We start from the raw sequence: 23091 nt of genomic DNA, 5'->3' as shown, positions 1-23091 counted from the left end.
TCTCGGCCGCACTTGTCCTGGTGGCAGGACCTCGAGGCAGAACACTTCGAATGGTCTGTGCCAGAGCACTTCAACATCGCGCACGCATGTGTCGATGTGCAGAATCCCGATGATTTGGCCCTCGTCGTAGACACCGGTGGACACTGGGCACGGTACACATTCGGTGAAGTCGCCACGATGAGCCGAAAGTTCGCGACCGTGCTCGCAGATCTCGGCCTGGTCTCGGGCGATCGCGTCGGTGTGATGGTCCCACAGGGTATCGAGGTTCTCGCGACACATCTGGGCGCCTTCCGATCCGGAATGGTTACCGTTCCGCTCTCGGTCAAGTTCGGGTCCGACGCATTGGTGCATCGAATGCGTGACTCCGGTGCGAAAGTTCTTGTGGTCGAGAAGGACTGCTATGAAAGAGTTGCCGACGGAATCGGTGAGATCCCGGGTCTCGAAGCCGTAATCGTGGTCGGAAGGCTCGATCAGCTCTCCGATTCGACGCCCGTGCAAATCCTCGATTTCCACAGCCTCGTCGACGATGCCGCAGAAAGTAGTGAACTGGTAGCCACGGGCCCCGATTCACATGCCATCATCATCTACACCTCGGGAACGACCGGGAATCCGAAAGGCGCGCTCCACGGGCACCGAATCCTTCTGGCGCACATGCCCGGTATGCGGACGGCATTCGACGATGCGCCGCAGCGGGGAGACGTCTTCTGGACGCCTGCAGACTGGGCCTGGATCGGTGGTCTGTTCGACGTGCTGTTCCCCGCACTTGCGTTGGGGTGTCCCGTCGTTGCGACACCCGACAAATTCACGCCGGCGCGTGCGGTCGAGATTCTGAGCCGTCACAAGGTGACGGGCGCCTTCATTCCGCCCACTGCCCTCAAGCAGATGCGAAGCATCGGCGTCGGCAAGACTGCTGCGCGTGGTATTCAGCTGCGGGCATTGGGAACTGGTGGTGAGGCACTCGGTGACGCGCTGCAAGCCTGGGTTGCGAGCACTCTCGGCGTAGCTGTCAACGAGTTCTACGGGCAGACGGAAATGAATCTGACCATCGGCACGTCGCGGTCGAAGTGGAGTCCCGCCAGAGGCTCGATGGGTCGCGCCTTCCCCGGCTTCGAAGTCACCCTCCTCGATCCGCTCGGCGAGCCGGTCGAGATTGGTGAGGTAGGCGAGATCTGTGTGAAGGCAGGCAATCCCGGACAGTTCCTCGGATATTGGAACCAGCCGTCGAAGACCGATGAAAAGGTGTACGACGGTTGGATTCACACCGGTGATCTGGGTCGGACTGATGACGCCGGGAACTTCTGGTACCAGGGACGTGCCGATGACGTCATTTCGTCCGCGGGGTACCGAATCGGCCCCGGAGAGATCGAAGAGTGCCTGCTCTCGCACGACGAGGTAGCCATGGCAGGCGTCATCGGTGTTCCGGATCCGTTGCGCGGCGAGGCGGTTCACGCTTTTGTCGTACTGTCCGAGGGGTCGAACTCCTCGGAGGAGCTCCGTCAGGAGTTGCAGACCCACGTGAAAAGTCGTCTTGCTTTCTACCAGTACCCCAGGGAGATCACGTTCATCGACAGCTTGCCGCTCACCACTACCGGCAAGATCCTTCGACGTGAACTCCGAGTGTTGGCCACTGCCACGAACGGACTTGGCTAGCAGAGGGCTACATGTTGGGTAGGACCACCACGAAGAACCAACCGCTCAGCGCAAGACCGATGAATCCGGTGAAGAGGCCGACTATTGCATCCCAGGGCAGCTGGCGGGCATTCGAGAGCAGATGCCCGCCAGCCCTCCTCGGGTGACGTCGGAGCGCGAAGATTCCTGTTGTAATCGCGCCGGCGCCCAGCAGGATGCCGAAGCCGAAAGCCCAGAACAGGAGTACCGACAGTGCGCCGAGCATCTCCGATCTTTCACTCCATCGCGCGACGCGCTGTGTTTCGGTCGGGGGAGGCCACTTGTGAGAAGGCGTCAGCGCTGCTCCGAAACGGCGGGTGCGGCGACGGATCGACTGGTCGCTGAGAAACATTTTTCACCACCGCAGGAGTTGAGTTGATGAGCTCGGTCGATGAGCCGTTGGTATCTACTCGTCTACCCCGTCTTGGCGGATGTATGCCGCTGAATTGAGGGCTAGGTGGTTGGCGTTTCTTCCCAAGCCTTTCCGTTCCACGTGATGGCGATGGGGTATTCGTTGTTCACCCCGTTTTCCCAATAGTCGATGATGCCCTCTTGCTCTGATTCGAGTTCGATCCAGCCGATGCTGAATCCCCCACGGAGGACGCGTTGAGCCCGTTGGTCGATGTTGTCCAGCGAACTGCAGAGCCCTCGGACTCGGGAATCGATCCAGTCCGCAGAGGGGTCGGGGACGGTGATCTCCAAGATGCTCGCGTCGCTCAACGGAATCTCGATCAGAAGCTCACCGGAATCTCGTACCTCACGGGTCGACCGATTCTCGTAGGCGTGCAACAGCTCTCGCGGCTCGAACAACGAGGGGTTGCCACCGGACCGTCGAGACCAACCGAAGCGCAGCACGGACGTATTGTCTCCCACGAATTGCAGGAATGTCATTCGATGTGAACAAGGCCCTCCAGGGCGTCCAGGACCCGGTCCAGTCCGAACTCCCATGCCGCCTCGGGGCTGTACGGGGTGTTCTTGGCCTCGCCGGCCGCGCCGCCGACTCGCTGCGCCAACGGGAAGTCGTCGCCGAGGTAAGCGGTCAGGCGCTGGCTCCAGGACGACCACACCTCGGCCATGTCGGCTGCTCGAGGGTCGGGGCGCCGCGCTTGCGCCGAGGATCGGGCGAAGTCGGCCACGAATGTCAGGGCGGAGTCCCGGTCGATGTCGGTCAGTCCTGCCCCGTCGAAGGCATGAAGTTCGTGGTCGTATTTCGCGATGGTGCCCGGACCTAACGCGGCGCGCTGGTCGGTGATGTCGAGGAGCCACCAATGCTCCGCATAAAGGGCAAGCTCTTCTTCGGCGACCCGACGCACCCGTTGGCGCCAGGTCATGTTTCCGTACGGCAGGCGGGGGCTGTTTCCGTGCACGGCGTCGACCATCAGCACCAGCAGATCGTCGCGGGATCCGACGTGGGTGTAGAGCGCCATTCCCGAGATACCGAGGTCGGTGGCGAGGCGACGCACGGTCACGGCGTCGAGCCCCTCGGTATCTGCGAGGGCGAGCGCAGCGTCGACTGCCTGTGATGTCGTGACCTTCGCCCGCGGGCCGCGGGCGCCACCCTTCGGTGCGAGGGGGTGATCGCGCCAGAGTAGGTCGATCAGTTCGCGTGCCATCAGTCGTCTCCAAGAATCGGGAATACCTCAACCGTGGTATACCTTATACGGTGCATACTGTATGCACTGCACAAGGTTTATGATCATGGAGGCCACGATGAAAATCACCAGCACTGCTCTGTCCTTGAACGTTGCCGACACCGACGCGTCGGCGCGCTTTGCGAAAACCCATTTCGGTTTCACCGAGGCCATGGCGGACGACGGCTTCGTTTCCCTGAATCATCCGGATGCCGGGGTCAACGTGGTGTTCCTGCGCACCGGCCTCGGGACGTTCAAGCCCGACTTCGTCGCAGGTCCAGCCGGCCAGGGCATGCTCATCGCATTCGTGGTCGATGACCTCGACGCCGAGTTTGCCCGAATCGCCGCCGAAGGTGCCTCCGTCGTCACCGAGCCGGAGACCGAACCGTGGGGTGAGCGTTACTGCCAGTTCGTCGACCCCAACGGAATCGTGTGGCAACTCGTTCAGTGGGTGTGAAGAACCCGAGTGCTCGGCTCGGCGGCGCGCGGCACCGATCGCAACCAGAGGGCGCGTTCGACGGACTGAGCTTGGAAACGCTGTGGTGGGATCCCGTGCGCAGTGCGAAACGCTCGGCTGAATGCGGACAGGTGTGCGTAACCCAGGTTTCTCGACACCGTGCCGGGTGCAATCCCGAGTTGGAGTTGGGTGCGCGCCTGGGTCATCCGGGAAAGGGAGCGCCATTGCGGATACGTGGAGCCGGTCTCGGTCCGGAACTCCCGGCGCAGACGGGCCGCGTCGGTGCCGAACTCTCGCGCCCACTCGTCCAGGGTGCGAGGGTCGGCCGGCCGGGCGGCGATTGTCGCTGCCAGTCGCGTGGCAATCGAATCGGCGACGGATTCGTTCGAAACCGATTGTGCGAGAGGGCCGGTGGCGATGATGTCGAACACCGCGGTGCCGTTGTGGCCACGTGGCCGCAAGGGCGTGTACGCGGCGACGAATGTGTGCAACAGGGCCAATTCGTGTTCGGGGGAGAACTGGACTGTCTCGAGGGCGTCGGCAGTAACGGTCGACCCGTTCGAGGCACGGAAGCCGAGCGGTAGCAGCAGTGAACCCGTCGGAACTGTGACGGTATTGCGGACGCCTGCAGGCAGGATCATTGCCTCGCCGGTGCGCAGTTCCCAGCTGCGGTCGGCGACATCCACCCGGGCTTCGCCTCGGTAGACCCACACTGCGACGTGGGCGCCGTTGACGCGCGGCCACGTCGCGTTGGCCGGGATCGGCGGCGCGGTGTCCCCGGATTGTCCGGGCTGTGCGAGCATGCGAACCAATGCCTGGTCATTGTCGGTGCGCGCACTTCGATCGGTTGGGCGGGAGCGGGTCCGTCGACGATAGTCGCTCGGGCTCTCTCCCATCTGGGCTCGGAACGCGCGAGTGAATCCACTGCCCGTTTCGAAGCCGACTTCGTTTGCTATCCAACCGATCTCGCGGTCCTGTTTCAGGTACTCCAGCGAGGCGGTGATCCGCGCTCGAAGTCGCCAGCGTGTGAAGGTGAGGCCGGTCTCTTCCACGAAATACCGCTGGAGCGTTCGAGTGCTGATCCCGGCGCGCTTCGCGAACTGTCCCTCGGTGTCGTCGGCGCCAGGTGTTCGCAACAGGGCATGCGCGATCTCGAACGCTTCCCGTGACTGCGGCAATCGCGGCAGCGACGTGCATCCGTCGTCCGCCCGGGCGATCATTTCGAACAGAGACGTCGGCCTTTCCGCGTCGCCGCGCAGATAGCCCAGGTTGTGAACGAACTCGTGGATCAGTCTGTCTTCCCACCCCGGCGGCACGCGCAGGCGAGTCACGGCCGTTGGGCCGTCGGTGACGCCGTCCGAGGGTGGAAGCAGGATGGGGAACGCGACGGAACTCGAATCCGTCTCCATCGCGTATCGCACGCCGGCCGGGATCCACAGCAATTCGCCTGCCGGTATCTCGTGGACGGCCGATCCGGCTGTGACGCGTCCGCTGCCTGCAAGAACCCAGAACAAGAGTGGTGAGCGGCCGGTGCTGAGTTCGGTGCTGCCGGCGCGGATCGGCCCCAAGTCGACCGTGTCCGACCCTCCCGATAGTGGTAACACGTTGGCGCTCCTGGACAACCCTTGCTACTTAAGTATGGCTAACTTTACCTCTCGGTCGGTCTGCGTTCGCAGCGGCAACTCTCGTACCGTCAGAAAGCCACATACTCATGCGCAGATCTCTACGCCCGGCGGCGGCAATACTCGCCGCGGTCGTCGCCCTCGCTCTAGCCGGCTGCTCGAATTCGTCAGGTAGTGACACCGGGACCGAGGGCACCCAGAAAACCTCCGGGTCCACCGAGGGATGGCCGCGCACCGTCGAGCACGGTGGCCGCAGCACCGAGATCACCGCAAAGCCGACTCGGATCGTGTCCACCTCGCCGTCGTTGACCGGCACGCTGCTCGCGATCGGCGCACCGGTGGTCGCGAGTGCGGCTACAACGCCGTCGGGAATGACCGACAGTCAGGGATTCTTCTCTCAGTGGTCGGACGTGGCCGCTGATCGTGGCGTCGAGGTGCTTTACCGAAATCTCGAGCTGGACCTCGACGCGATCGAGACCTTCGAGCCCGATCTGATCATCGGGTCCGCCAACGGCGGCGACTCGACGCTCGACGCCTACGCACAGCTGAGCGATATCGCGCCCACCGTTCTTCTCGACTACGGCGCCAGCTCCTGGGAGGAGCTTGCGGCTCAGCTCGGGGCGGCGACCGGACTCGAGCGCGAGGCCGACAAGACCGTCGACGAGTACGACAGCTGGGTGACCACGCAGGCCGGGAAGATCAAACTTCCCGAGCAGCCGGTCACGGCACTGGTCTACATGGGAGCCGACGGGGTCTGGACATTCCGAGCCGACAGCCCGCAGGGCAATCTGCTGACCTCGCTCGGCTTCACCTATGCCGAGCCCGCCGAGCAGTTTGTCGCCCCGGACAAGCGGGGTGCCTCCGGCGTCGCGATCGTCAGCTCCGAGAACATGTCTGCCGCACTTGACGGTTCGCAGACGCTGTTTGCCGTCTCGATGGGCCCCAAGGACGTGGAGAAGCAACTCGCGGCCGACCCGCTCCTTGCGAATCAACCTGCGGTCAAGGGTGATCGGGTCTACGCGATGGGAACTGCAGCTTTCCGTCTCGACTACTTCAGTGCAAAGCAGACAGTCGAGCTACTGGTGTCCACGTTCGGTGGATGATCGCGTGACCACTTCTGCGCAGTCCCTGATTGAAGCACCGCTGCGGTCTGGGACAGCCGCGCGTGCGGGGTTGTTGGTCGCCGCCTCCGTCGTCGTGATCGTGCTGGCATCCGTCGGTGGACTCGTCCTCGGCTCGCGCAACATCCCGGTCTCCACTGTGCTCGACGCAGTTCTTTCCTACGACGCCGGCAACAACGAGCACTTGATTGTGATCGAATCACGTTTGCCTCGAACAATTCTCGGGCTTGTCGTCGGGGCTGCGCTTGGACTGGCCGGTGCGCTGATGCAGTCGATAACCCGCAACCCTCTGGCCGATCCGGGGCTGCTGGGGGTGAACGCCGGAGCGTCAGCGGCAGTCGTGATTGCGATTGCCTATCTGGGGGTGACCTCGGTCGGCGGCTATCTGTGGTTCGCGCTTGCCGGCGCGGCCATTGCCTCGGTAGGTGTGTACATGTTGGGGTCGGCGCATCGCAGCGCCGCGACCCCAGCGCGCATGGCGCTCGCCGGTGCCGCTGTGGCGACGGCGATCACGGCGCTCACCAGCATGGTTCTCATCAGCAACGAGGCCGCATTCAATCAGTTCCGATTTTGGGCGGTCGGCTCGTTGCAGGGCCGCGGCGGGGACGTGATCGTCACCATCCTGCCCTTCGTCATTGTCGGTATCGTGTTGTCGTTGTTGCTGATTCGACCACTCAATGCGATCGCGCTCGGCGAGGACGTCGCCAAAGGGCTCGGCGCCCGCACCGGACCCGCCCGGGTCGGGTCCGCTGTTGCAGTCATCCTGCTGGCGGGAGCCGCCACTGCGGCCGCAGGCCCACTCGGCTTCGTGGGGCTCGCTGCGCCGCACATCGTGCGTGGCGTTGTCGGACCGGATCTGCGGTTACTTCTGCCGTGCGTGCTCGTCGTCGCGCCGGCGTTCCTGCTCTTGGCCGACGTTCTCGGACGCGTTGCCACCGCACCGGGAGACCTCCAGACGGGGATAGCAGTGGCTGTGCTCGGCGGCCCGTTGTTTGTCGCGCTCGTTCGCTCGCGGAGGGTGGCGTCGCTGTGAACATGATTGCAGCGCAGCCGGTCCCACCGCTGTTTCGCGGCTGGGTGATTCGAATCGGGTCGGGGTCGTGGCGAATCGTCCCGCGAGTGCTGTTCGTAGCCATGACAATCAGTGCGGCACTGGCGGTACTCTCTTTTGCCACGCTGATGTACGGGACCCTGGACCTGTCGTTGGGTGAGGTGTGGCGCGCCCTGCACGGCGAAGGCAGCGCGGCGGCGGTTCGGTCCGTCCAGAATCGCCGTCTGCCACGGCTGATCACGGCGATCGGGGTGGGCGGCAGCCTCGGTGTGGCGGGCGCAGTTTTCCAGACGCTTTCGCGCAACGTTCTCGGCTCGCCGGACATCATCGGTTTCACGACGGGCGCTGCGACAGCGGCGGTGGTCCAGATCGTGTTCTTCGGCGGAGGAGTACTGCAGACCGCGGGCGCCGCTGTTCTCGGCGGCATGCTGACCGCATTGCTCGTGTACGCCCTGGCACGTAAAGACGGGGTCAGCGGCGGCCTTCGCCTTGTCCTGGTCGGCATCGGAGTGGGCGCGATGCTGAGCGCCGTGATGTCTTTGCTGGTGGTGCGCGCGGATATCGACGACGCCACCGTGGTGCAGCAATGGACGGCCGGTTCGCTGACCGGGCGCGGTTGGCCGCACGCGGTCAGTGTTGCGATCGCCGTCGGTGTTCTCGTTCCCGCTCTCGTCGTGGTGTCCAGGCGCGTCACCATGATGGAGATGGGTGACGATGCAGCGTCTTCGCTCGGAATCTCCGTGGAGCGATACCGATTCGCCGGCATCCTGCTTGCGGTCGCGCTCACGGGAGCAGCGACAGCCGCCACCGGTCCTATCGCATTTGTGGCGCTCGCAGCTCCCCAGATCGCACGCCGGTTGGCGCGGCGCAGCGGTGTTCTTGTCGCAACCTCCTTCCTGCTCGGCGCTGTCCTGTTGGCGGGCGCCGACTTGATCGCGCAAGCGGTCGAGGTCGGTCTCCGCACGCCGGTCGGTCTTGTGACCAGTCTGCTCGGCGGTGCCTATCTGATCTGGCTGCTCGCCCGTCAGGCCTGAAAAAACCTCGTTACGAAAGAGATTCATGACCACTCCGACATCAAGGCTGCGCGCCGAGAAGATCGAGCTTCGGTACGCCGATCGAACCATCGTGGACGAGTTGAGTCTCGAGATCCCCGACGGCGGGTTTACCGTGGTCGTCGGACCGAACGGGTGCGGCAAGTCGACTCTGCTCCGAGCGCTCGGCAGAATGCTCACACCCCGATCGGGCCGGGTTGTGCTAGGCGGTAACGATATTCGGTCCTACCGCACCAAAGAAGTGGCCCGGCGAATCGCTCTGTTGCCGCAGTCCCCGCTTTCCCCCGGAGCGATCAGTGTCGCCGACCTCGTCTCCCGCGGCCGATATCCGTACCAGAGCATGCTGCGCCAATGGTCACCCGAAGACGAGCGAGTTGTCTCCGAGGCGCTGACCGAGGTCGGAATGCGCGATGCAGCAGATCAATTGGTGGACGAACTGAGTGGTGGGCAACGACAGCGGGTGTGGATTGCCATGACCCTCGCGCAGCGCACCCCGGTGTTGTTGCTCGACGAGCCGACCACCTTTCTCGACATCGCCCATCAGATCGAAGTTCTCGACCTCTGTTCCCAACTTCACCAGTCCGGTCGAACATTGGTCGCGGTCCTGCACGACCTGAACCTCGCGGCCAGATATGCCACTCATGTGGTCGCGATGCGGTCCGGAAAAATCGTCATGCAGGGCAGTGCCTCGGAGGTCTTCACCCCCGAGTTGTTGCGCGAAGTGTTCGACCTCGAGGCTCTGGTTCTCGAAGATCCGGAAACCGGACGGCCACTTGTTGTTCCGCGAGATCGCCGACCTGTCACCCCGCTACCCGTCCAAAGCTGAAACCACGATCAGGAGAAAACGATGACCACCACACCTAGACCTGAAGAATCCCGACCCGAAGAAACTGAAACCACTGCGTCGGCAAAAGCGCCACGCGGCGAAGATCATGACCGTGGCCTCAACGACGTGGTCGCCGTTGTCGAACGCGTCGAACGCCCGACCGAGAGCATCCTGCGCATCACGGTCCACTTGACCTCGTCGGCGGACGACCCGAATTGGTTGCGCCCCAACGTCGCATTTCGCATCCAGCTAGGTCCGCGATACGACGACGTTTCTCGTGTTTACACAGTGCGCACGTTCGACGCGTCGAGTGGTTCGATGACTTTCGACGTCGTGCTGCACGGGCACACCAGTCCGATGATGAGGTGGGCCGACGAGCGCCGTGTGGGTGACTCGTTCTCGCTCACCGGTCCTCGCCCGCACTTCCTCGTTCCCGAGATCGCTGGTCGCCGCGTCGCGCTGTTCGCCGACGACACCGCAATACCCGCTCTCTATTCGATTCTGCTTCAGTGGCCCGAGGGTCTGACCGGCGTCGGCTGGGTCGCCACCGGTGACGCCGAGGCGTTCGCGGAACTGCCCGTGATCCCCGGCCTCGAATTGCACCACGTCGAGGAACGCCTCGCCGAGTATGCTCTCGAGCTCGAGAATCCGGGGGACTACGCGGTGTGGGGAGCCGGGGAGCGGGACGAGATGCGTTCCATCCGAGCGCATTTCCGAAAGACCGTCGGCCTGGCGAAGGATGACGTGGTTGTCTTCGGCTACTGGAAGCGCGGGGTCAGCACCACCGAGATCGATCAGAACCGACTTCGGAACTACACGAGCATCCTCGAAAGCGGCGGCACGCTTGCAGATATCGACGATCTGGCAATCGGGATCTGATGACGCGGGATCTGACGACACGGGATCTGACGACGTCGGTTGGATTGTTCAGCCCACCGCGTGCTCTTCCGGCGCCAGCGAGTTGCCCGGTGCGATGTTCGAGCAGTTGTTCGGCGCTGGGTTCCCGTTGAAACGGTCGTTGAGCCAGGTTATGGCGCCGGGGAGCCACAGCGCGCCACCGGGAACGTGACTGATGGTGTCGTACTGGTCGTACTGGATGGGTAGACCTGCGTCGCAGTAACGAGTGGCGAGTGTGCGGACGTCCCCGGCAACCATGACGCCGTCGCCAGGGCCGACGCCGGGTCCACCTGGCTGGGTGCCTTCGAGAACTCCGTTTGCCGCCTGGGCAATGAACATCGGGATGGTGGGTATCGGCGCGCTGCCCATGTTGACCTTGTTTGCGACGTCGACGTACTCGGATACCGAGTTGGGATTGGCGTACTCCGGTTTGGCAATGTCCTGCCAGGTGACTCCCGGATACTGCAGGATCACGTTCCCGATCGAGGCGTCCTCGAGGCGGGGCAGGAGTTCACGTCCCCGATCGCTGATGTACGGATCGAAATCGATGTCGTAAGCACGGGCGAGTCCGACGACTGCCATCCCGACAACGCCTGCCCAACCGATACTTCCGTTCGCGTACCGGAGATTGTTTGCCGGGTTGACCAACAGTCCACCCTGGGCCGCGCCGATCAGGTCTTCGTTGATGTCCGGGGCGTAGTCCGGTGCGAGGATGGACGCCCAATTGGTGGCTATTGCACCGCCCGAGTACCCCATCAGTCCGATCTCGGCTGAGTCGCCGATGCCTGTCTCGGGAGTGTTGCGAGCGGCGCGGAGGGAGTCGAGAGTCATCATCCCGTACTCGGGTCCCGCCGCGAAGTCTGCGTTCGGGCCCTCGGTGTCGGGAATGACGACGGTGTAGCCCAGCGCCAGTAGAGGACCGAACATGACGGCTTCGCCGGAAGCGAGAGTCCCGCCGAAGGCGACATTGCGTCCACTGGTGGTCAGGCTGCCGATCGGGGTGTCCCCCGCGACGGCCCGTGACGGCCCGTCTTCTGGGTTCAGTGAGTCGTAAGCCGACTGGAACGAGACGACTTTGTCCGGCTGGGCGTTGGGCGGTCGAAGAATCGAGGTGACATTCGCAGACGGCCGGCCTAGAGCGTCGGTCGATCGGTACAGCACCTGTACGGACTGAAGCGGGGTGGGGATGTTGACGACGTGATAGGGCAAGGTTCTCGTTTTGAGAACGGCCCCAGGCTGATACGAAGACAGCGGTGCCGAACCGTCGTACTGGTAGAAGGGATCTGCCGACGGTTGCGCGGCGACAGTTGGTGCTGTGATGCCCGTGAGTGCAATGGCTGTCAGTGCCACCACTCCCCGAAAGAGAATCCTTGATGCCACGGCCGACCCCTCGATTTCGTATGTCACTGTGCGCTTGACGAACTGTTGTGATGGCGCCCACACGTTATCTTACTTTTGAGTAATAAACGAGGGGGTTTGTCTTGTTCATTCGAATCAGATTTGGATGCAATGGCTTTGAGTGATGATCAGCTGCCCTAAGGCTCCCATTCTGCTGTCATGTGTACGATACGACTAGTAGCTATCGCATCCATCGGGTGCCTCGGGCCGTATGCGCTCGACATCAACAAAGCCCCTGTGCTGCAAGGGGTTGACGGGCAAAGGAGGACGCATGGGCAAACGCACTCCCAGCGAGGGGGTGTCTCGCAATCCCGGCAACACCGAGACGGGATTGCTCACTCCTCCAAGTGGCACACGTAGTGAAGTGGCCCACGAGAAGGCCCTCCGATCGGCGGAATCCCTTCTGAAGTCCGGTGGGATGAAGGCCGCGACCATTGACGCGATCTCCGAACAATCGGGCGTCAGCAAGGTAACTCTGTATCGGCACTGGCCGTCGCGCCAGGCGATCGCCGCTGAAGCGTTCGGTGTGCTCATGGCCCGGCACTTGACGTTTCCGGAGTCTGACAGTGCGCAAGCCGATTTGAACGACTACCTCGGGGACATCGGAAAGTTCTACGGAGGACCGCTCGGTTCGATCTTCGCTGAACTTGTCGGCGCGTGTGCCAACGACCCGACGACGGCGGCATACTTCCGTACCTTCTTCCTCGACGAACGTCGTCGCGGCTTCGCCGAACTGATTCGCCGATGTGTGGAGTCCGGATACTTCCGCGACGACATCGAGATCGAGGAAGCGATCGATCTCTTCTTCGGACCCTTGGTCTACCGGATGTTGGTGGGGCACGCGAGTATCGACGACAACACGGTGCGCTCGATCATCGATCATGCAGTTCGTGGACTCCGGAGCGATACCTAAGAGGGTTATCCGTTGGAATCCTTGCGCTGGAGAGGGCGAACTGCCCTCTCCAGCGTTGCTATGCGTGTCAACTCGGCACCGTCAGCTGAGCATTTTCAGCACGTTCTGGTACTCACCGTTGACCTCGGCATGGCGAAGTGGCTTGGCGGCCTCGACCACAATCTCCGTGGCGTTGTCGTCAGCTTTCAATAGAGCAATGGTTTCTGCGATGTAATCGTCAAGGGGTAGGGCCGATTCCGAGTTCTCCTGGTTCATCAGTGTGGTGCGGACGCCCGGTGGGATGAGCTCGATGCACTGGATCGAAGTACCGGCGAGTTGAACTCGCATGCTCTCGGTGAAGAGATGAACAGCAGCTTTCGTCGCGTTGTAGGTCGGAGTGATGGGTAGCGGGACGAAGCCGACGGCGGATGACACAGTGATGATGGTGGCGGTGGGCTTCGTCAACAGATGCGGAATGAACTGGCCGGCCAGTCGAATTGTCCCGAGTAGGTTCGTCGTGATCGTTCGCTCGGCGACGTCGAGGAAGTCCGGGCTTTTCAGATCCTCCGGGTACATGATTCCCGACATTGTCACAAGGACGTTCAGGTCGGGAAAGTCTTGTGTGACAGATTCATACGCCTCTCGGATGGAATTCGTGTCGTCTACATCGATGACGACGGTACTGATCTTCGGATGCTCGCTCGAGATCTCTTGCAGCAGAGTGGATCGCCGTCCACCGATGATTACCTTGTTCCCCTCGTTCTGCAATGCCAGTGCAAGTTCGAGGCCGATTCCGGAGGTTCCGCCGGCAATGAAGATGGTATTTCCCGTGATGTTCAACTTGTGATTCCTTGCTTTGACAGGGGAGTCGACGTGACTACAGCGATCGATTTGAGTTGGATGTATTCGTTGAGCGTTTCGAGGCAGAACTCTCGCCCGAGACCGCTTTCCTTGAATCCTCCGAAGGGAACGCCGCCTCCCAGGTTGAAATACTGATTGATCCAGATACATCCGGCCGCAAGACGATCGGCGGTTTCCATCGCGTTCTTCAAGTTCGACGTATAGATCCCAGCAGCGAGCCCGTATGGAGTGTCGTTCGCTTCTGTGATCACTTGCTCGTAATTGTTCCACTTGAGGACGCACAAAACAGGTCCGAAGATTTCGTCCTGCGCAATTCGCATCGAGTTCGTGACCTCCAGAATTGTCGGTTCGACGAAGTTTCCGGCTTCGAATCCCCGCACTACTGTTCGTTTGCCACCGGTAAGTAGTTGTGCGCCTTCTTCGATACCGGAATTGATCATCGAGATCACGCGATCGGCATGTTCTCGGTGAATCAAGCCACTCAGTTCGGTGTCTTCGCTCAGAGGCGGCCCGACTCGCAACGATCGGAATGTGGCGACCAGTTTTTCCACGAAGGTGTCGTAGATATCCTCGTGGATGAACAGACGTGTTCCAGCCAAGCAGGATTGACCATTGCACATCAGGACACCAGAGGTCGCGTCTGCGACTACCGCATCGACGTCGTCGATGTCAGGAAAGACGATGCTCGGACTCTTGCCGCCGAGTTCGAGAGTGGTCGAGATCAGTCGGGTTGCTGCGGCGTGTGCCACCAGCCGGCCGACTTCGGTGCTCCCGGTGAAAGCGAGTTTGCTGACTTTCGGATGACCGATCAGGGCTGCGCCGGCCTCTTCGCCGAGGCCGGGTACAACATTGAGAACGCCTTTCGGGAACACTTCGGCGGCGATCCTCGCCAGTTCCATGACTGAAACACAGGCATTTTCATCAGGTTTGAGTACGACGGTGTTTCCGGCAGCGAGAGCGGGAGCAATCTTGAATGCCGCCATCACAACGGGATCGTTCCAGGGAATGATCTGTCCGCACACGCCCAAGGGCACCCGTTTCGCAACCAGATATCCCGAGGCCAACTCGCGGCCGAAACCGTGGTGCGCCAACGAAACTGATGCAAAGTATCGTAGGTGCGACACTGCGGCCCGATAGTCTTCTCGCATCTCCCTGATGTGTCGCCCGGTGTCCATGCACTCGAGTTGGGCAAGCTCTTCAGTTCGTTCCTCCACCAGTGCGGCAAACTGCAAGATTTGTGCGGACCGTTCTTCGGTCGTCAGGCCTGCCCACGCCGGAAATGCCCGTCCGGCGGCTTCGACCGCATCATTGATTTCTTCTGCCCCGCATCGGGACAGTGTGGCGAGCAGAGCGCCGGAAGCGGCGTCGCGTGCCTCGAATGTGGATGTGCCCATGGCTCGGAACGATCCATCGATGAACGCACCGTATTCACGAACTGCTTGACCCTCCATCGAACCTCCTAGATCGGTCAGTCGCTGACGAAGATAACTGTACTGTACGTTTCGTACACTTGTCGATGATTGGCTGTCGAACTGGCCTCTCCGTCACCGGCGGAGCCCGTTGGCTACTCTCACTTTGGTCAAGTCGAGAACGCGGCGGTGAGAGGCGGGGTGGTGACGGCGAGAATTACCGAGGGCGTGTTCTTCACTACGCCGCCGGATTTGCCGCGAGGTAGGCATGAACTGAGCAGGGAAGACGTTCTGACTGCGCAGCGTGAGCGGTTGATGATCGCTACGACGGAACTGATGGCGGAGTCGGGCTATCAGGGTGTCGGGGTACGTCAGATTGCCAAGCGAGCAAAGATTTCGCCGGCCGCTTTTTACGAGTGTTTTCCCGACAAGGATGCGTGCGTCTTTGCCGCGTACGGCAGGTTTATCGAAGTGCTGCTCACTCGTATTCGTGGGATCTTGCCGGTCGGCTCTTTCACCTGGGAGCGCCACGCCATCTCCGATGTGGTCGAGGGTTACCTCACGGCGTTGAATGCAGATCCTGTTGTGGCACGAGCATTTCAAGTCGAGATGGATGCGCTCGGGCGACGCGCGCGCGTGCAACGAAGGGCAGCGCTGGTCGGGATGTCCGAGGTGCTCAAGGCGGAGCGTGAGCGCGCTCCCGGCAATCCGCGAGTTCCGCTGAGTGCGTATGTCGGAGCCGTATATGCCATTCGGCAGCTCGCGTCCGATGTGCTCGACGAGCCGGGAAGCGGGTCGATCGAGGCTCTGTCGGCAGAGGCCGGCGTGTGGGTCGAAGCCATGCTTTCAGCCGTGTCGAACTGAGCCGTGTCGCACTGAGCAGTGTCGAACTGAGCTGAGTCGAACTGTGCCTTGCCGGGTCGAGAAGTGCCTGGATGGTGCGTCTCGAAGAAGTTCTGCGTGACTTGCGTCATACGAACCTGTATAAAAGAAACGCCTGTAACTTTTATGGCTCGAACAGAAAGACTCCCTCATGATCCTTCGTCGCGTGATACCCGCGATTGCGGCATCCGCACTTCTCGTAATCACGAGCGTCGCCCAAGCGAACGCGGAACCATTCACTGGTTCAACCGGTTCCGTCGGCTCGTTCGGCTCGACGGGCCCTGTTGCGGCCTGCCCCGAGTCGATCGACCCGGCATCGTTCGCCACGGCTGACGATCTGCGCGACCTCAATGCAAAGATTGCCGGCTTCGGTCTCCGATCGACGGCAAGCGCCGAGCACGAGAGCATGATCGACTGGGTCGAAGACAGCATGCGTGCTCTACCTGGCGTCGAGACCGCATCGGACGAATATCAAATCAAGCGCTGGCAGCCGTCGCCACTGGCGACAGACGGCCCTGGCCGCGACCTTGTGGCGGCCGGCAAGCTGGCGGTGTTGCAGCCGGATACTGCACCCGAGGTTCTACGAACCGCAGGCGCAGTCCCGTACTCACTGCCTACGGGCGACGAAGGCCGCACGGCCCCACTGGTCTATCTTCCACCCGGCACCGCGATCACACCGGAGAACTCGAAGGGGCGCATCGTGATTCGCGACGTCCAGACTCCGGCAGTGCCCTATGCGACCTTTGCTGCATTCTCTCACTACATGACACCCGACTTTCCGCTGGCGGGTGACTACGAACGGCCGTTCACTGCCGAGCTCGGAAAAGACCCGCTGGCAGCAGGACTCGCTGGCGCAGCCGGGCTGATCCTCGCGTGGAACGTTCCTGCGGAACAGATTCAAGGCTACTTCGACCCGCACAACGGCACACACTTCACCGTGCCCGCGGTGTGGGCGGGTATCGACGAAGCTGTCCGGCTCAAGCAGTTGGCGGAGTCCGGAACCGAAGCGAAGATCTCAGTTCTGGCGGACGTCGATTCTGCTCCCACTCGAAACCTGATCGCCACGATCCCCGGGCAGAGTCAGGAAAGGATCGTGATCAACACCCACACCGACGGGGCAACCTGGGTGCAGGAGAATGGCAGCGCTGCAGTTCTGGCACTTGCACAGTATCTTTCGCGTCTGCCGCTCGAATGCCGTCCGCGAACCTACGAGTTCGTCTTTGCCAGTGCACATCTGCATATGTCGCGAGAGGGAACGGATCGGTACGCGACGGAACTGGACAAGGAATACGACAGCGGATCCGTCGCCTTCGACTTCTCCGTGGAGCACATGGGTACACGCGAGATTCTGCCCGTCGATCGAACTGATGGACCTGGTCAGAGGCTCGAATTTACCGGGGCCGGCGAACCGTACTCGTGGTTTGCCGGAACTGAAAGTCCAGCACTGGTCAACGCATTGGTCGCAGCGGTCAAATCTCATCCCCTCGATCGGACGGCAGTTCTGCGGGGCTTCGACCGGCCGCAACCGACTCGGGTTCCCATGTTCTGCAGCTTCGGTGGCCTCGGTACCAGCTTCCACAATCGACTGATTCCGACCATTGGAGGAATCTCCGGCCCGTGGTCGCTGTGGGCTCCGTCGTTCGGCGCCGACGCGATCGACTTCGAACGGATGCACCAGCAGACGCTGGTCATGGGCGACGCCCTGCTTGCGCTCGACAGCACTCCCCGTGAGGAACTCGCGGGTGGTTATCCGGCGGAGAGAGTAGCGCGTGCGGCCGGTGCAGAGACATGCGCTCACTTGCTGCCTCCGGAAGATGCACCGACTCGGTAGTTGGTATGACGAGTAGTTGGTATGACGAGTAGTTGGCATGACAGGATCGGCTGGGCGACAGTGATTGTCGCTCAGCCGATTGCCAGTGCAGTCGTCATACCTTTCATCGCCGGCGAGACGTAACCGGTGCCGATCTTGACGCCGCCCAGCCACTCGGTGAGGCGCGCTGCCTCGGCGTCGAGAGAGCGTCGTGCAGATGCCGGCACGGTCTCGAGCAATCGAACCTGCACCGCACCCGCTTCGTCCTGGATCCAGCAACCTACGACGCGACCATCGACCCATGCTGTGGTGCCGGCGTTACCGCGGGTGTCGAAGAGTTGGTTGCGGTGTGGACCGAGATAGAAGTCGCGGTCCTTCCAACCCATGATCGTGGGGTCGAGCACCGGTAAGAGCGCCACCCAGGGCCCCGGATCGGATACTTCGGCGACATCATCCGGTAGCAACCAACCGGTGCCGCCCCCGTCGAGTGAGACTGCAACGGCGTCGAGTTCGGCGAGGGCGGCCCGGACGACCGTCTTCGTCGAGCCCAGCCACCAGACGATGTCGTCTTCCGTCCCCGGTCCGAAGGTGTAGAGCCAGCGCCGGACGATTTCTCGGTATCCGTCCCCGGGTTCGAGTTCGGCGGGGTTGAGGTCCGCGGGGGCGTCGTCGAGCCAGTGCCGAGTGAGAGTCCACAGTGGGCGTGAGATGGGGAAGCGGCCGGTGTTGGTGCCGCGCATGATGTCCGCGGTCGCCCCTAGGTGAGTGAGAACCCTGGGCGCCGACCAGATTTCACCTGCCGAGCCCTCGACCTTCACATCGATCATCGGCACTGCCTGACGGACCTCCAGCGCTGAAAGCCCTTCAGGTGCATCGGTGAGCAGTGTCAATACCTCGGAGCGTGCGCGATCGAGCCACTCGTTGCCGTCGACGGCGAGTCCGGCTTTGACTACATCCTTGGACATTCTGGCGCGCTCGGTGTTGGCGACGCGGGCGGACACACTCGACCACGCGGCCGTTAGCAAGTCTCGGGGAAAGGTGAAGAGCGTGCGGCGCATGGCCAATTGCTTCACAAGACTGCGTTGGTCGTACAGGGCGCTGTCGACGTCGGCGGCGTCCAAGGATCGAACCCTCGCCCAGCAAGACAGATAGACCGTCGCCGACTCGGTGGCGTGAAGCACCGTCATCGCCCGAGTCGCAGCTTCCGGAGAATCGACTCGGAATGAGGGAGCAAGCGCATGACGTATGCCCATGCGTGCACGGCGTTCATTGTCGGAGACATGGCGCATCAAGCCATCGTGCCACAGTCCAGGTGCGAGGTATCGGCTAGTTGCGCGAGAGTTCGATTACGCCAGTAGTCGTCGTGTCGGAGATGCGTGATGGCACCCGGTGTGGTCGCGAAGGTTGCAAAGCCGGCCGCTTCGACAGGCAGCTGCAGCCAGGCGGAGACGACGAATGTGTGTGCAAAGCCGTGTGTTACGACGATGTGATCGTGATCGAGATCGTTCATCAGTTCGCGAATGCACTCGCCGACCCTCGATGCGATTTCGCGACGAGTCTCGGCACCGGCAACGGGGCCACGGTGATCGAGACGGTTGTTGTCGGGAGCCGGCACCTGGCGCTGGGCGAGCCACGAGTTCGGGCGTCCTTCGGCTTCTCCGAAGCTGATTTCGCGCAATCGTGAATCCGTTGTCACCGGAGTGCCGAGTGTCCGGGCGATGATCGTGGATGTCTCGGTGCAACGATCGAGGTCGGACGAGGTTATGCGGATCGGGCGCGAAGTTCCTGTGCGTCGGCGTTTCAGCGCTTCGGCGATCAAATCTGCATCGCGGAGACCGGCAGGGGTGAGAACCGAATTTTGTGCCAACCGCCGACTACGTCCTGCGCTGTGTGTTCGGCATGAGGATGAGTGACGACGTAAAGATCCTGCACGCGACCGCCTTCTTGCTTACCCGACCTTTTCCGGCAACAGTATTCCAGGATTGAGGATTCCACGCGGGTCCCAGGACGATTTGATCAACTGCATCGCGGCGATGTCGGTCTTCGTGCGTCCCAGCGTTATCCACGGAGACTTCGCGCGACCTATCCCGTGCTCGGCGCTGATGCTTCCATGGTGGTCGGCGACGAGTTGGAACACCGTATCGGTCAGTTCGTGTGCGACCCCTGGATCGGCGTCCAGAAGGTTCACATGAATGTTTCCATCGGCGAAGTGCCCGAACAAGATTGGCCGCACGAGGGGGAATCGCTCGTCCAACGTCTCTCGAAGGTTCCCGATGAACATGCCCATCACGGACAAGGGCACGGAGATGTCCAGCTTTACAACCGGTGTCGTCGACGAAGCGCTGATGCTTTCGGTGTGACTCTCCCGCAGGGTCCACAGTTTTCGAGCGGGTCCAGGTTCGACCGTCGCGTCCTCGATGAGATCGGCAGATTCGGAGAGAACTTCGAGGAGTGACTCTTCCGTCTCGCGCGGCGACGACACCTCGATGAGTGTGTACATCGGCGAAGGGGCGCCGAACGGACGACGGGCGTCGGTGTGTGCGCAGACGAGGTCGATGCCGTCGTCAGTCATGATTTCGGCGGCTTCGACGGTCAATCCGCTCTGGCGCACGCGATTACACAGATGCAACGCTTGATCGACGTCGCTTACCCCGGCGAGTACGACCTGGGTGTCGGTTGCGGGGGTGACCAGCTTCATCAGGACTTTGGTGATGACGGCAAGAGTTCCCTCGCTACCGGCAAGAAGACCTGGAATGTCGTATCCGACGTTGTCTTTGACGAGTGGCGTCCATCTGCTCAAGACGGAGCCGTCGGCGAGCACTGCCTCGATACCGAGTATCTGTGCCCGCGTATTGCCGTATCGGACCATACGCGTGCCACCGGCGTTGGTAGCGACGATGCCGCCGAGTGTCGCGGATTCCTTTGATGCCAAATCGATTCCGAACCGGAGTCCGTGTGCAGATGCGGCCAGGTCGGCGCGAGCAACGGTCACGCCGGCGCCGGCTGCGATTGTTCGGCCGATGGGATCGACGGACTCGATCGTTTCCAAACGCCTGGTACTCAGCACCACGGACCCGGCCGAGGCGATTCCGCCACCGACCAGGCCGGTGTTGCCGCCTTGGGGCGTCACAGGTACCCCCGCGTCGAAGCATGCTCGAAGGACCGCAGACACTTCGGCAGTGTTACCAGGACGGATGACCGCGATCGCGTCGCCGATCCATCGTCCCGTCCAGTCGCGCGTGTAGCCCTCGATCAGTTCGGGATCGGTGAGGACATGTGCTTTGCCGACGATCTCCGCGATGGCGTCGAGGAGCCTCGCGTCCGTTCCAGGTTCGCGCGGTTCGACGAGTGTTCGGGGGTTCATGTGCAACCTTGTGATCGTTCGGGTGACAATTTTTCAGGAGACAAGCGGTGGAGCATCGTGAGCTCGATCCTCCGACCTCAGGTGATGCCCTGTCCAAGACCAAGTAGTGACACCACCATCTGTTCTTCTTATAATCGCCGTATGAACCTGCAGCGCGCCCGCTATCTGATCGCTCTGTCGGATCATGGCAGCTTCACTCGCGCCGCCGCGAACGTCCACGTAGCGCAGTCGGCACTCAGCCAGCAGATCAAGGTTCTCGAGCGCGAACTCGGTGTGCCGTTGGTGGATCGTCGAGGTCCGCAGTTCACCTTCACCGATGCCGGCCGAGTGGCGGTGCGAGAGGCGCGCTTCTTGCTCGGGTGTGCGGACCGGGCGGTCGAACGAATTCGATTGGCTGCGCGCGGAGTGGATGGAGAATTGCGCATCGCGTACACGCGTTCGTGGGCAGGCGGCACAGTCGCGGATCTGGTCAGCACCTATCGAAAGCTCTACCCGGGGGTGGAGGTCGTCGTCCATCGTGGCACTTCGGCGCAGACAGTTGATCTCGTCCGAAACGGAGCAGTCGATATCGCGGTTGTCCGCCCACCACTCGATGACGGCGATCGCGAACTTCCCCTGATCGTCCTCGACACCGAACCCATTCTGATTGCGGTGCCCGCGGATCATCCGTTCGGGGATCGAGCGACACTCGACCTCGGAGACCTGGTGGGCATCCCTGTCGTGTTCTGGCCCGAGGCAAACGCTCCGGGGATGTATTCGCGTACTCTCGAACAGCTTTGGCCGGACGGAACTCCCAATATCGTTCGATTCGAAGCTGACGATGAGCAGGTCCTGCATGCGGTATCGGACGGAGTGGGAATTGCACCGATCCCGCAGGGTCGGGCGCGGATGCTCCGCATCCCAGGTATCCGTCTGTGCGAGATCAACGGTGAGCAACCAACTCTCGATGTTGCTGTCACCTATCGCCCGGATAATCCAAATCCTGCACTTGCACCGTTCGTTGCGCTCGCCGAACGCGAAAGATCGTCAACTACCGCGTAATGCATGTGATGCCGGGTGGGACCTATCCGCCATCGAGAACCAGCATCATCGCCGTTGCGCGCGCTCGGTTCTCGATGGTGTCGACGTGGAACCCGACGTGCTGAGACAGCTTTGTCAATCGATGTGCGACGCTACTGTGGTGGAGATGCATGGCATCGGCTGTGGCCCTCAATGTTCCGGATCGCAGATACGTCCGCAAGGTTTCCAGTAGTTCGAAGCCCTGTTTGGTATCGCCAATCTCTTTGGCGAGAACTAAGTCCGGTATTCTCGAGTGATCGATGTGCGATCCCGGTGCCAGGAGGTTGAGGGCGCCGAGGTCGTCGGCGTTCACGATCGGTGTTGTTTCAGACGCCTGCGCGCGTGCGAACCGTGCAGTGCTGATTATTGTATTGACCTCGGAAACCGCAGCAGTCAAGGATATTCCGGCGCGGATGGATAACGACAGCGCTCCCTCGGACAGCTCGGTTGTCGCTGTGAACGAAGCTGTCACGAGATTCAGAAACTCTCCGTCAGCTTCTACCCCCGCGGCCTTGCCGGGCGACCAATCTTTTGAAATGGTCAGGTGTGCAGTTGTATTGGGATTCATCGGCAGCGCTGCAGATGTGATCACGCGAACGGGTGTGGCTGGGTCGAGTCCGAGACTTGCGCACGAGGTGAGCACCGCCAGCTCATCCATCGGGAACAGGAGGTTGTAGGTGTGCTCGGTCGCGGTCAGTAAGCGTCGGGGCCGCAAGATTATCGAGGCGGTCAGAGCCATCCGGTCGACGAGCATCTCGTCGAGCGGCAAGTTCGTACCAGGGCGCTCGATCCATACGGTGCCGAGAACTTCGTCGTCGACAGCGATGTCTCTGATAGTGCTGGGGGTGCGCTGGGGTTCCGGTGACCAGCGGCCACGCGGGTCACAACGGCGCAAATTCTTCTTGCTTCGACCGTGTTCCACGATCTCGATACCCACAACGCAGTCCGCCAACTGCGCGCTCGCGCGAAGTAAAGAAGCGGTGTCGGCGCCGTGCCGCACGAGGGTGTCGAAGTAGTCGATGACACGTACCAGGCCTGCCGAGTCGGCATCGAGCTCAGCAAGCCGGTACATCAGTCCTTGCATATAGCAA

General features: G+C 61.8%; 22 protein-coding genes. 11 read left to right on the top strand and 11 right to left on the bottom strand.

Features of this window, described 5'->3' with window-relative positions:
* Window positions 1-12: 12 nt before the first annotated feature.
* Entirely contained in the window at window positions 13-1650 is a 1638-nt protein-coding gene (locus ACFT1A_RS19650) for an AMP-binding protein (protein ID WP_378448519.1), read from the top strand.
* Window positions 1651-1657: 7 nt separating this feature from the next.
* On the opposite strand, the gene ACFT1A_RS19645 is transcribed toward ACFT1A_RS19650, so the two are convergent.
* From ACFT1A_RS19645 to ACFT1A_RS19635, 3 genes are all read right to left on the bottom strand, one after another.
* Window positions 1658-2020: a hypothetical protein gene (locus tag ACFT1A_RS19645; protein WP_378448349.1), complete on the bottom strand. Its 363-nt coding sequence runs from the start codon at window positions 2018-2020 to the stop codon at window positions 1658-1660.
* Window positions 2021-2121: 101 nt separating this feature from the next.
* Window positions 2122-2559 carry a hypothetical protein gene (locus ACFT1A_RS19640; protein ID WP_378448348.1) on the bottom strand — a complete coding sequence of 146 codons (438 nt, stop codon included), beginning with the start codon at window positions 2557-2559 and terminating at the stop codon, window positions 2122-2124.
* Window positions 2556-3281, bottom strand: coding sequence for a TetR/AcrR family transcriptional regulator (locus ACFT1A_RS19635; protein ID WP_378448347.1), 726 nt, complete (start codon window positions 3279-3281; stop codon window positions 2556-2558). The genes ACFT1A_RS19640 and ACFT1A_RS19635 overlap by 4 nt, the downstream gene beginning before the upstream one ends.
* Before the next feature lie 97 nt (window positions 3282-3378).
* Between ACFT1A_RS19635 and ACFT1A_RS19630 the strand changes: the two genes are divergently transcribed.
* The gene (locus ACFT1A_RS19630) at window positions 3379-3756 is read left to right on the top strand and encodes a VOC family protein (protein ID WP_378448346.1); all 378 of its coding nucleotides are present in this window, start codon (window positions 3379-3381) and stop codon (window positions 3754-3756) included.
* Here ACFT1A_RS19630 and ACFT1A_RS19625 read toward each other — a convergent pair.
* Window positions 3744-5360 carry a helix-turn-helix domain-containing protein gene (locus ACFT1A_RS19625; RefSeq protein ID WP_378448345.1) on the bottom strand — a complete coding sequence of 539 codons (1617 nt, stop codon included), beginning with the start codon at window positions 5358-5360 and terminating at the stop codon, window positions 3744-3746. The genes ACFT1A_RS19630 and ACFT1A_RS19625 overlap by 13 nt on opposite strands.
* Window positions 5361-5467: 107 nt before the next feature.
* Between ACFT1A_RS19625 and fepB the strand changes: the two genes are divergently transcribed.
* From fepB to ACFT1A_RS19600, 5 genes are read left to right on the top strand one after another with little or no spacing between them, the layout of a single operon-like run.
* Window positions 5468-6481, top strand: coding sequence for a Fe2+-enterobactin ABC transporter substrate-binding protein (fepB, locus tag ACFT1A_RS19620; protein WP_378448344.1), 1014 nt, complete (start codon window positions 5468-5470; stop codon window positions 6479-6481).
* A complete protein-coding gene (locus ACFT1A_RS19615) occupies window positions 6474-7532 on the top strand; it encodes a FecCD family ABC transporter permease (RefSeq protein ID WP_378448343.1) in 1059 nt (352 codons plus the stop codon). Before fepB ends, ACFT1A_RS19615 begins: the two co-directional genes overlap by 8 nt.
* Before the next feature lie 2 nt (window positions 7533-7534).
* The gene (locus tag ACFT1A_RS19610; protein WP_378448518.1) at window positions 7535-8584 is read left to right on the top strand and encodes a FecCD family ABC transporter permease; all 1050 of its coding nucleotides are present in this window, start codon (window positions 7535-7537) and stop codon (window positions 8582-8584) included.
* A 25-nt stretch (window positions 8585-8609) separates the two neighbouring features.
* Window positions 8610-9428, top strand: a complete 819-nt coding sequence (locus ACFT1A_RS19605) for an ABC transporter ATP-binding protein (RefSeq protein WP_378448342.1) — start codon at window positions 8610-8612, stop codon at window positions 9426-9428.
* Window positions 9429-9449: 21 nt separating this feature from the next.
* Window positions 9450-10307 (top strand): siderophore-interacting protein, encoded by an 858-nt coding sequence (locus ACFT1A_RS19600; RefSeq protein WP_378448341.1) that lies wholly within the window; start codon window positions 9450-9452, stop codon window positions 10305-10307.
* A gap of 48 nt (window positions 10308-10355) precedes the next feature.
* Here the strand turns inward: ACFT1A_RS19600 and ACFT1A_RS19595 are convergent, their stop codons facing one another.
* The gene (locus ACFT1A_RS19595) at window positions 10356-11705 is read right to left on the bottom strand and encodes a lipase family protein (protein ID WP_378448340.1); all 1350 of its coding nucleotides are present in this window, start codon (window positions 11703-11705) and stop codon (window positions 10356-10358) included.
* Between the two features lie 289 nt (window positions 11706-11994).
* Here ACFT1A_RS19595 and ACFT1A_RS19590 point away from each other — a divergent pair, with 289 nt between their 5' ends.
* Complete coding sequence (locus ACFT1A_RS19590; protein WP_378448339.1) at window positions 11995-12636, top strand: TetR/AcrR family transcriptional regulator; 642 nt, start codon at window positions 11995-11997, stop codon at window positions 12634-12636.
* Window positions 12637-12717: 81 nt separating this feature from the next.
* Here the strand turns inward: ACFT1A_RS19590 and ACFT1A_RS19585 are convergent, their stop codons facing one another.
* Both ACFT1A_RS19585 and ACFT1A_RS19580 read right to left on the bottom strand, forming a co-directional pair.
* On the bottom strand, window positions 12718-13455 hold the full coding sequence (locus tag ACFT1A_RS19585; protein ID WP_378448338.1) for an SDR family oxidoreductase: 738 nt from the start codon (window positions 13453-13455) through the stop codon (window positions 12718-12720).
* Window positions 13452-14927, bottom strand: coding sequence for an aldehyde dehydrogenase family protein (locus ACFT1A_RS19580; protein ID WP_378448337.1), 1476 nt, complete (start codon window positions 14925-14927; stop codon window positions 13452-13454). The genes ACFT1A_RS19585 and ACFT1A_RS19580 overlap by 4 nt, the downstream gene beginning before the upstream one ends.
* 162 nt (window positions 14928-15089) lie before the next feature.
* Between ACFT1A_RS19580 and ACFT1A_RS19575 the strand changes: the two genes are divergently transcribed.
* Entirely contained in the window at window positions 15090-15749 is a 660-nt protein-coding gene (locus tag ACFT1A_RS19575; RefSeq protein WP_378448336.1) for a TetR/AcrR family transcriptional regulator, read from the top strand.
* A gap of 169 nt (window positions 15750-15918) precedes the next feature.
* Window positions 15919-17598 (top strand): hypothetical protein, encoded by a 1680-nt coding sequence (locus ACFT1A_RS19570; protein ID WP_378448335.1) that lies wholly within the window; start codon window positions 15919-15921, stop codon window positions 17596-17598.
* A 71-nt stretch (window positions 17599-17669) separates the two neighbouring features.
* On the opposite strand, the gene ACFT1A_RS19565 is transcribed toward ACFT1A_RS19570, so the two are convergent.
* From ACFT1A_RS19565 to ACFT1A_RS19555, 3 genes are all read right to left on the bottom strand, one after another.
* Entirely contained in the window at window positions 17670-18866 is a 1197-nt protein-coding gene (locus ACFT1A_RS19565) for a winged helix DNA-binding domain-containing protein (protein ID WP_378448334.1), read from the bottom strand.
* Complete coding sequence (locus tag ACFT1A_RS19560; RefSeq protein ID WP_378448333.1) at window positions 18866-19444, bottom strand: histidine phosphatase family protein; 579 nt, start codon at window positions 19442-19444, stop codon at window positions 18866-18868. The genes ACFT1A_RS19565 and ACFT1A_RS19560 overlap by 1 nt, the downstream gene beginning before the upstream one ends.
* An 81-nt stretch (window positions 19445-19525) precedes the next feature.
* A complete protein-coding gene (locus tag ACFT1A_RS19555) occupies window positions 19526-20941 on the bottom strand; it encodes an FAD-binding oxidoreductase (protein ID WP_378448332.1) in 1416 nt (471 codons plus the stop codon).
* 141 nt (window positions 20942-21082) lie between these two features.
* Between ACFT1A_RS19555 and ACFT1A_RS19550 the strand changes: the two genes are divergently transcribed.
* Window positions 21083-21982 carry a LysR family transcriptional regulator gene (locus ACFT1A_RS19550; RefSeq protein WP_378448331.1) on the top strand — a complete coding sequence of 300 codons (900 nt, stop codon included), beginning with the start codon at window positions 21083-21085 and terminating at the stop codon, window positions 21980-21982.
* Window positions 21983-22004: 22 nt separating this feature from the next.
* Here ACFT1A_RS19550 and ACFT1A_RS19545 read toward each other — a convergent pair whose 3' ends face one another.
* Entirely contained in the window at window positions 22005-23084 is a 1080-nt protein-coding gene (locus ACFT1A_RS19545) for a PucR family transcriptional regulator (protein WP_378448330.1), read from the bottom strand.
* Window positions 23085-23091 lie beyond the last annotated feature (7 nt).

The organism is Rhodococcus sp. NPDC057135 (assembly GCF_042670865.1).
In the GTDB taxonomy this organism is placed as follows: domain Bacteria; phylum Actinomycetota; class Actinomycetes; order Mycobacteriales; family Mycobacteriaceae; genus Rhodococcus_F.
The sequence above is the reverse complement of the archived record's forward strand: the minus strand, read 5'-3'. Positions and strand labels throughout refer to the sequence as shown.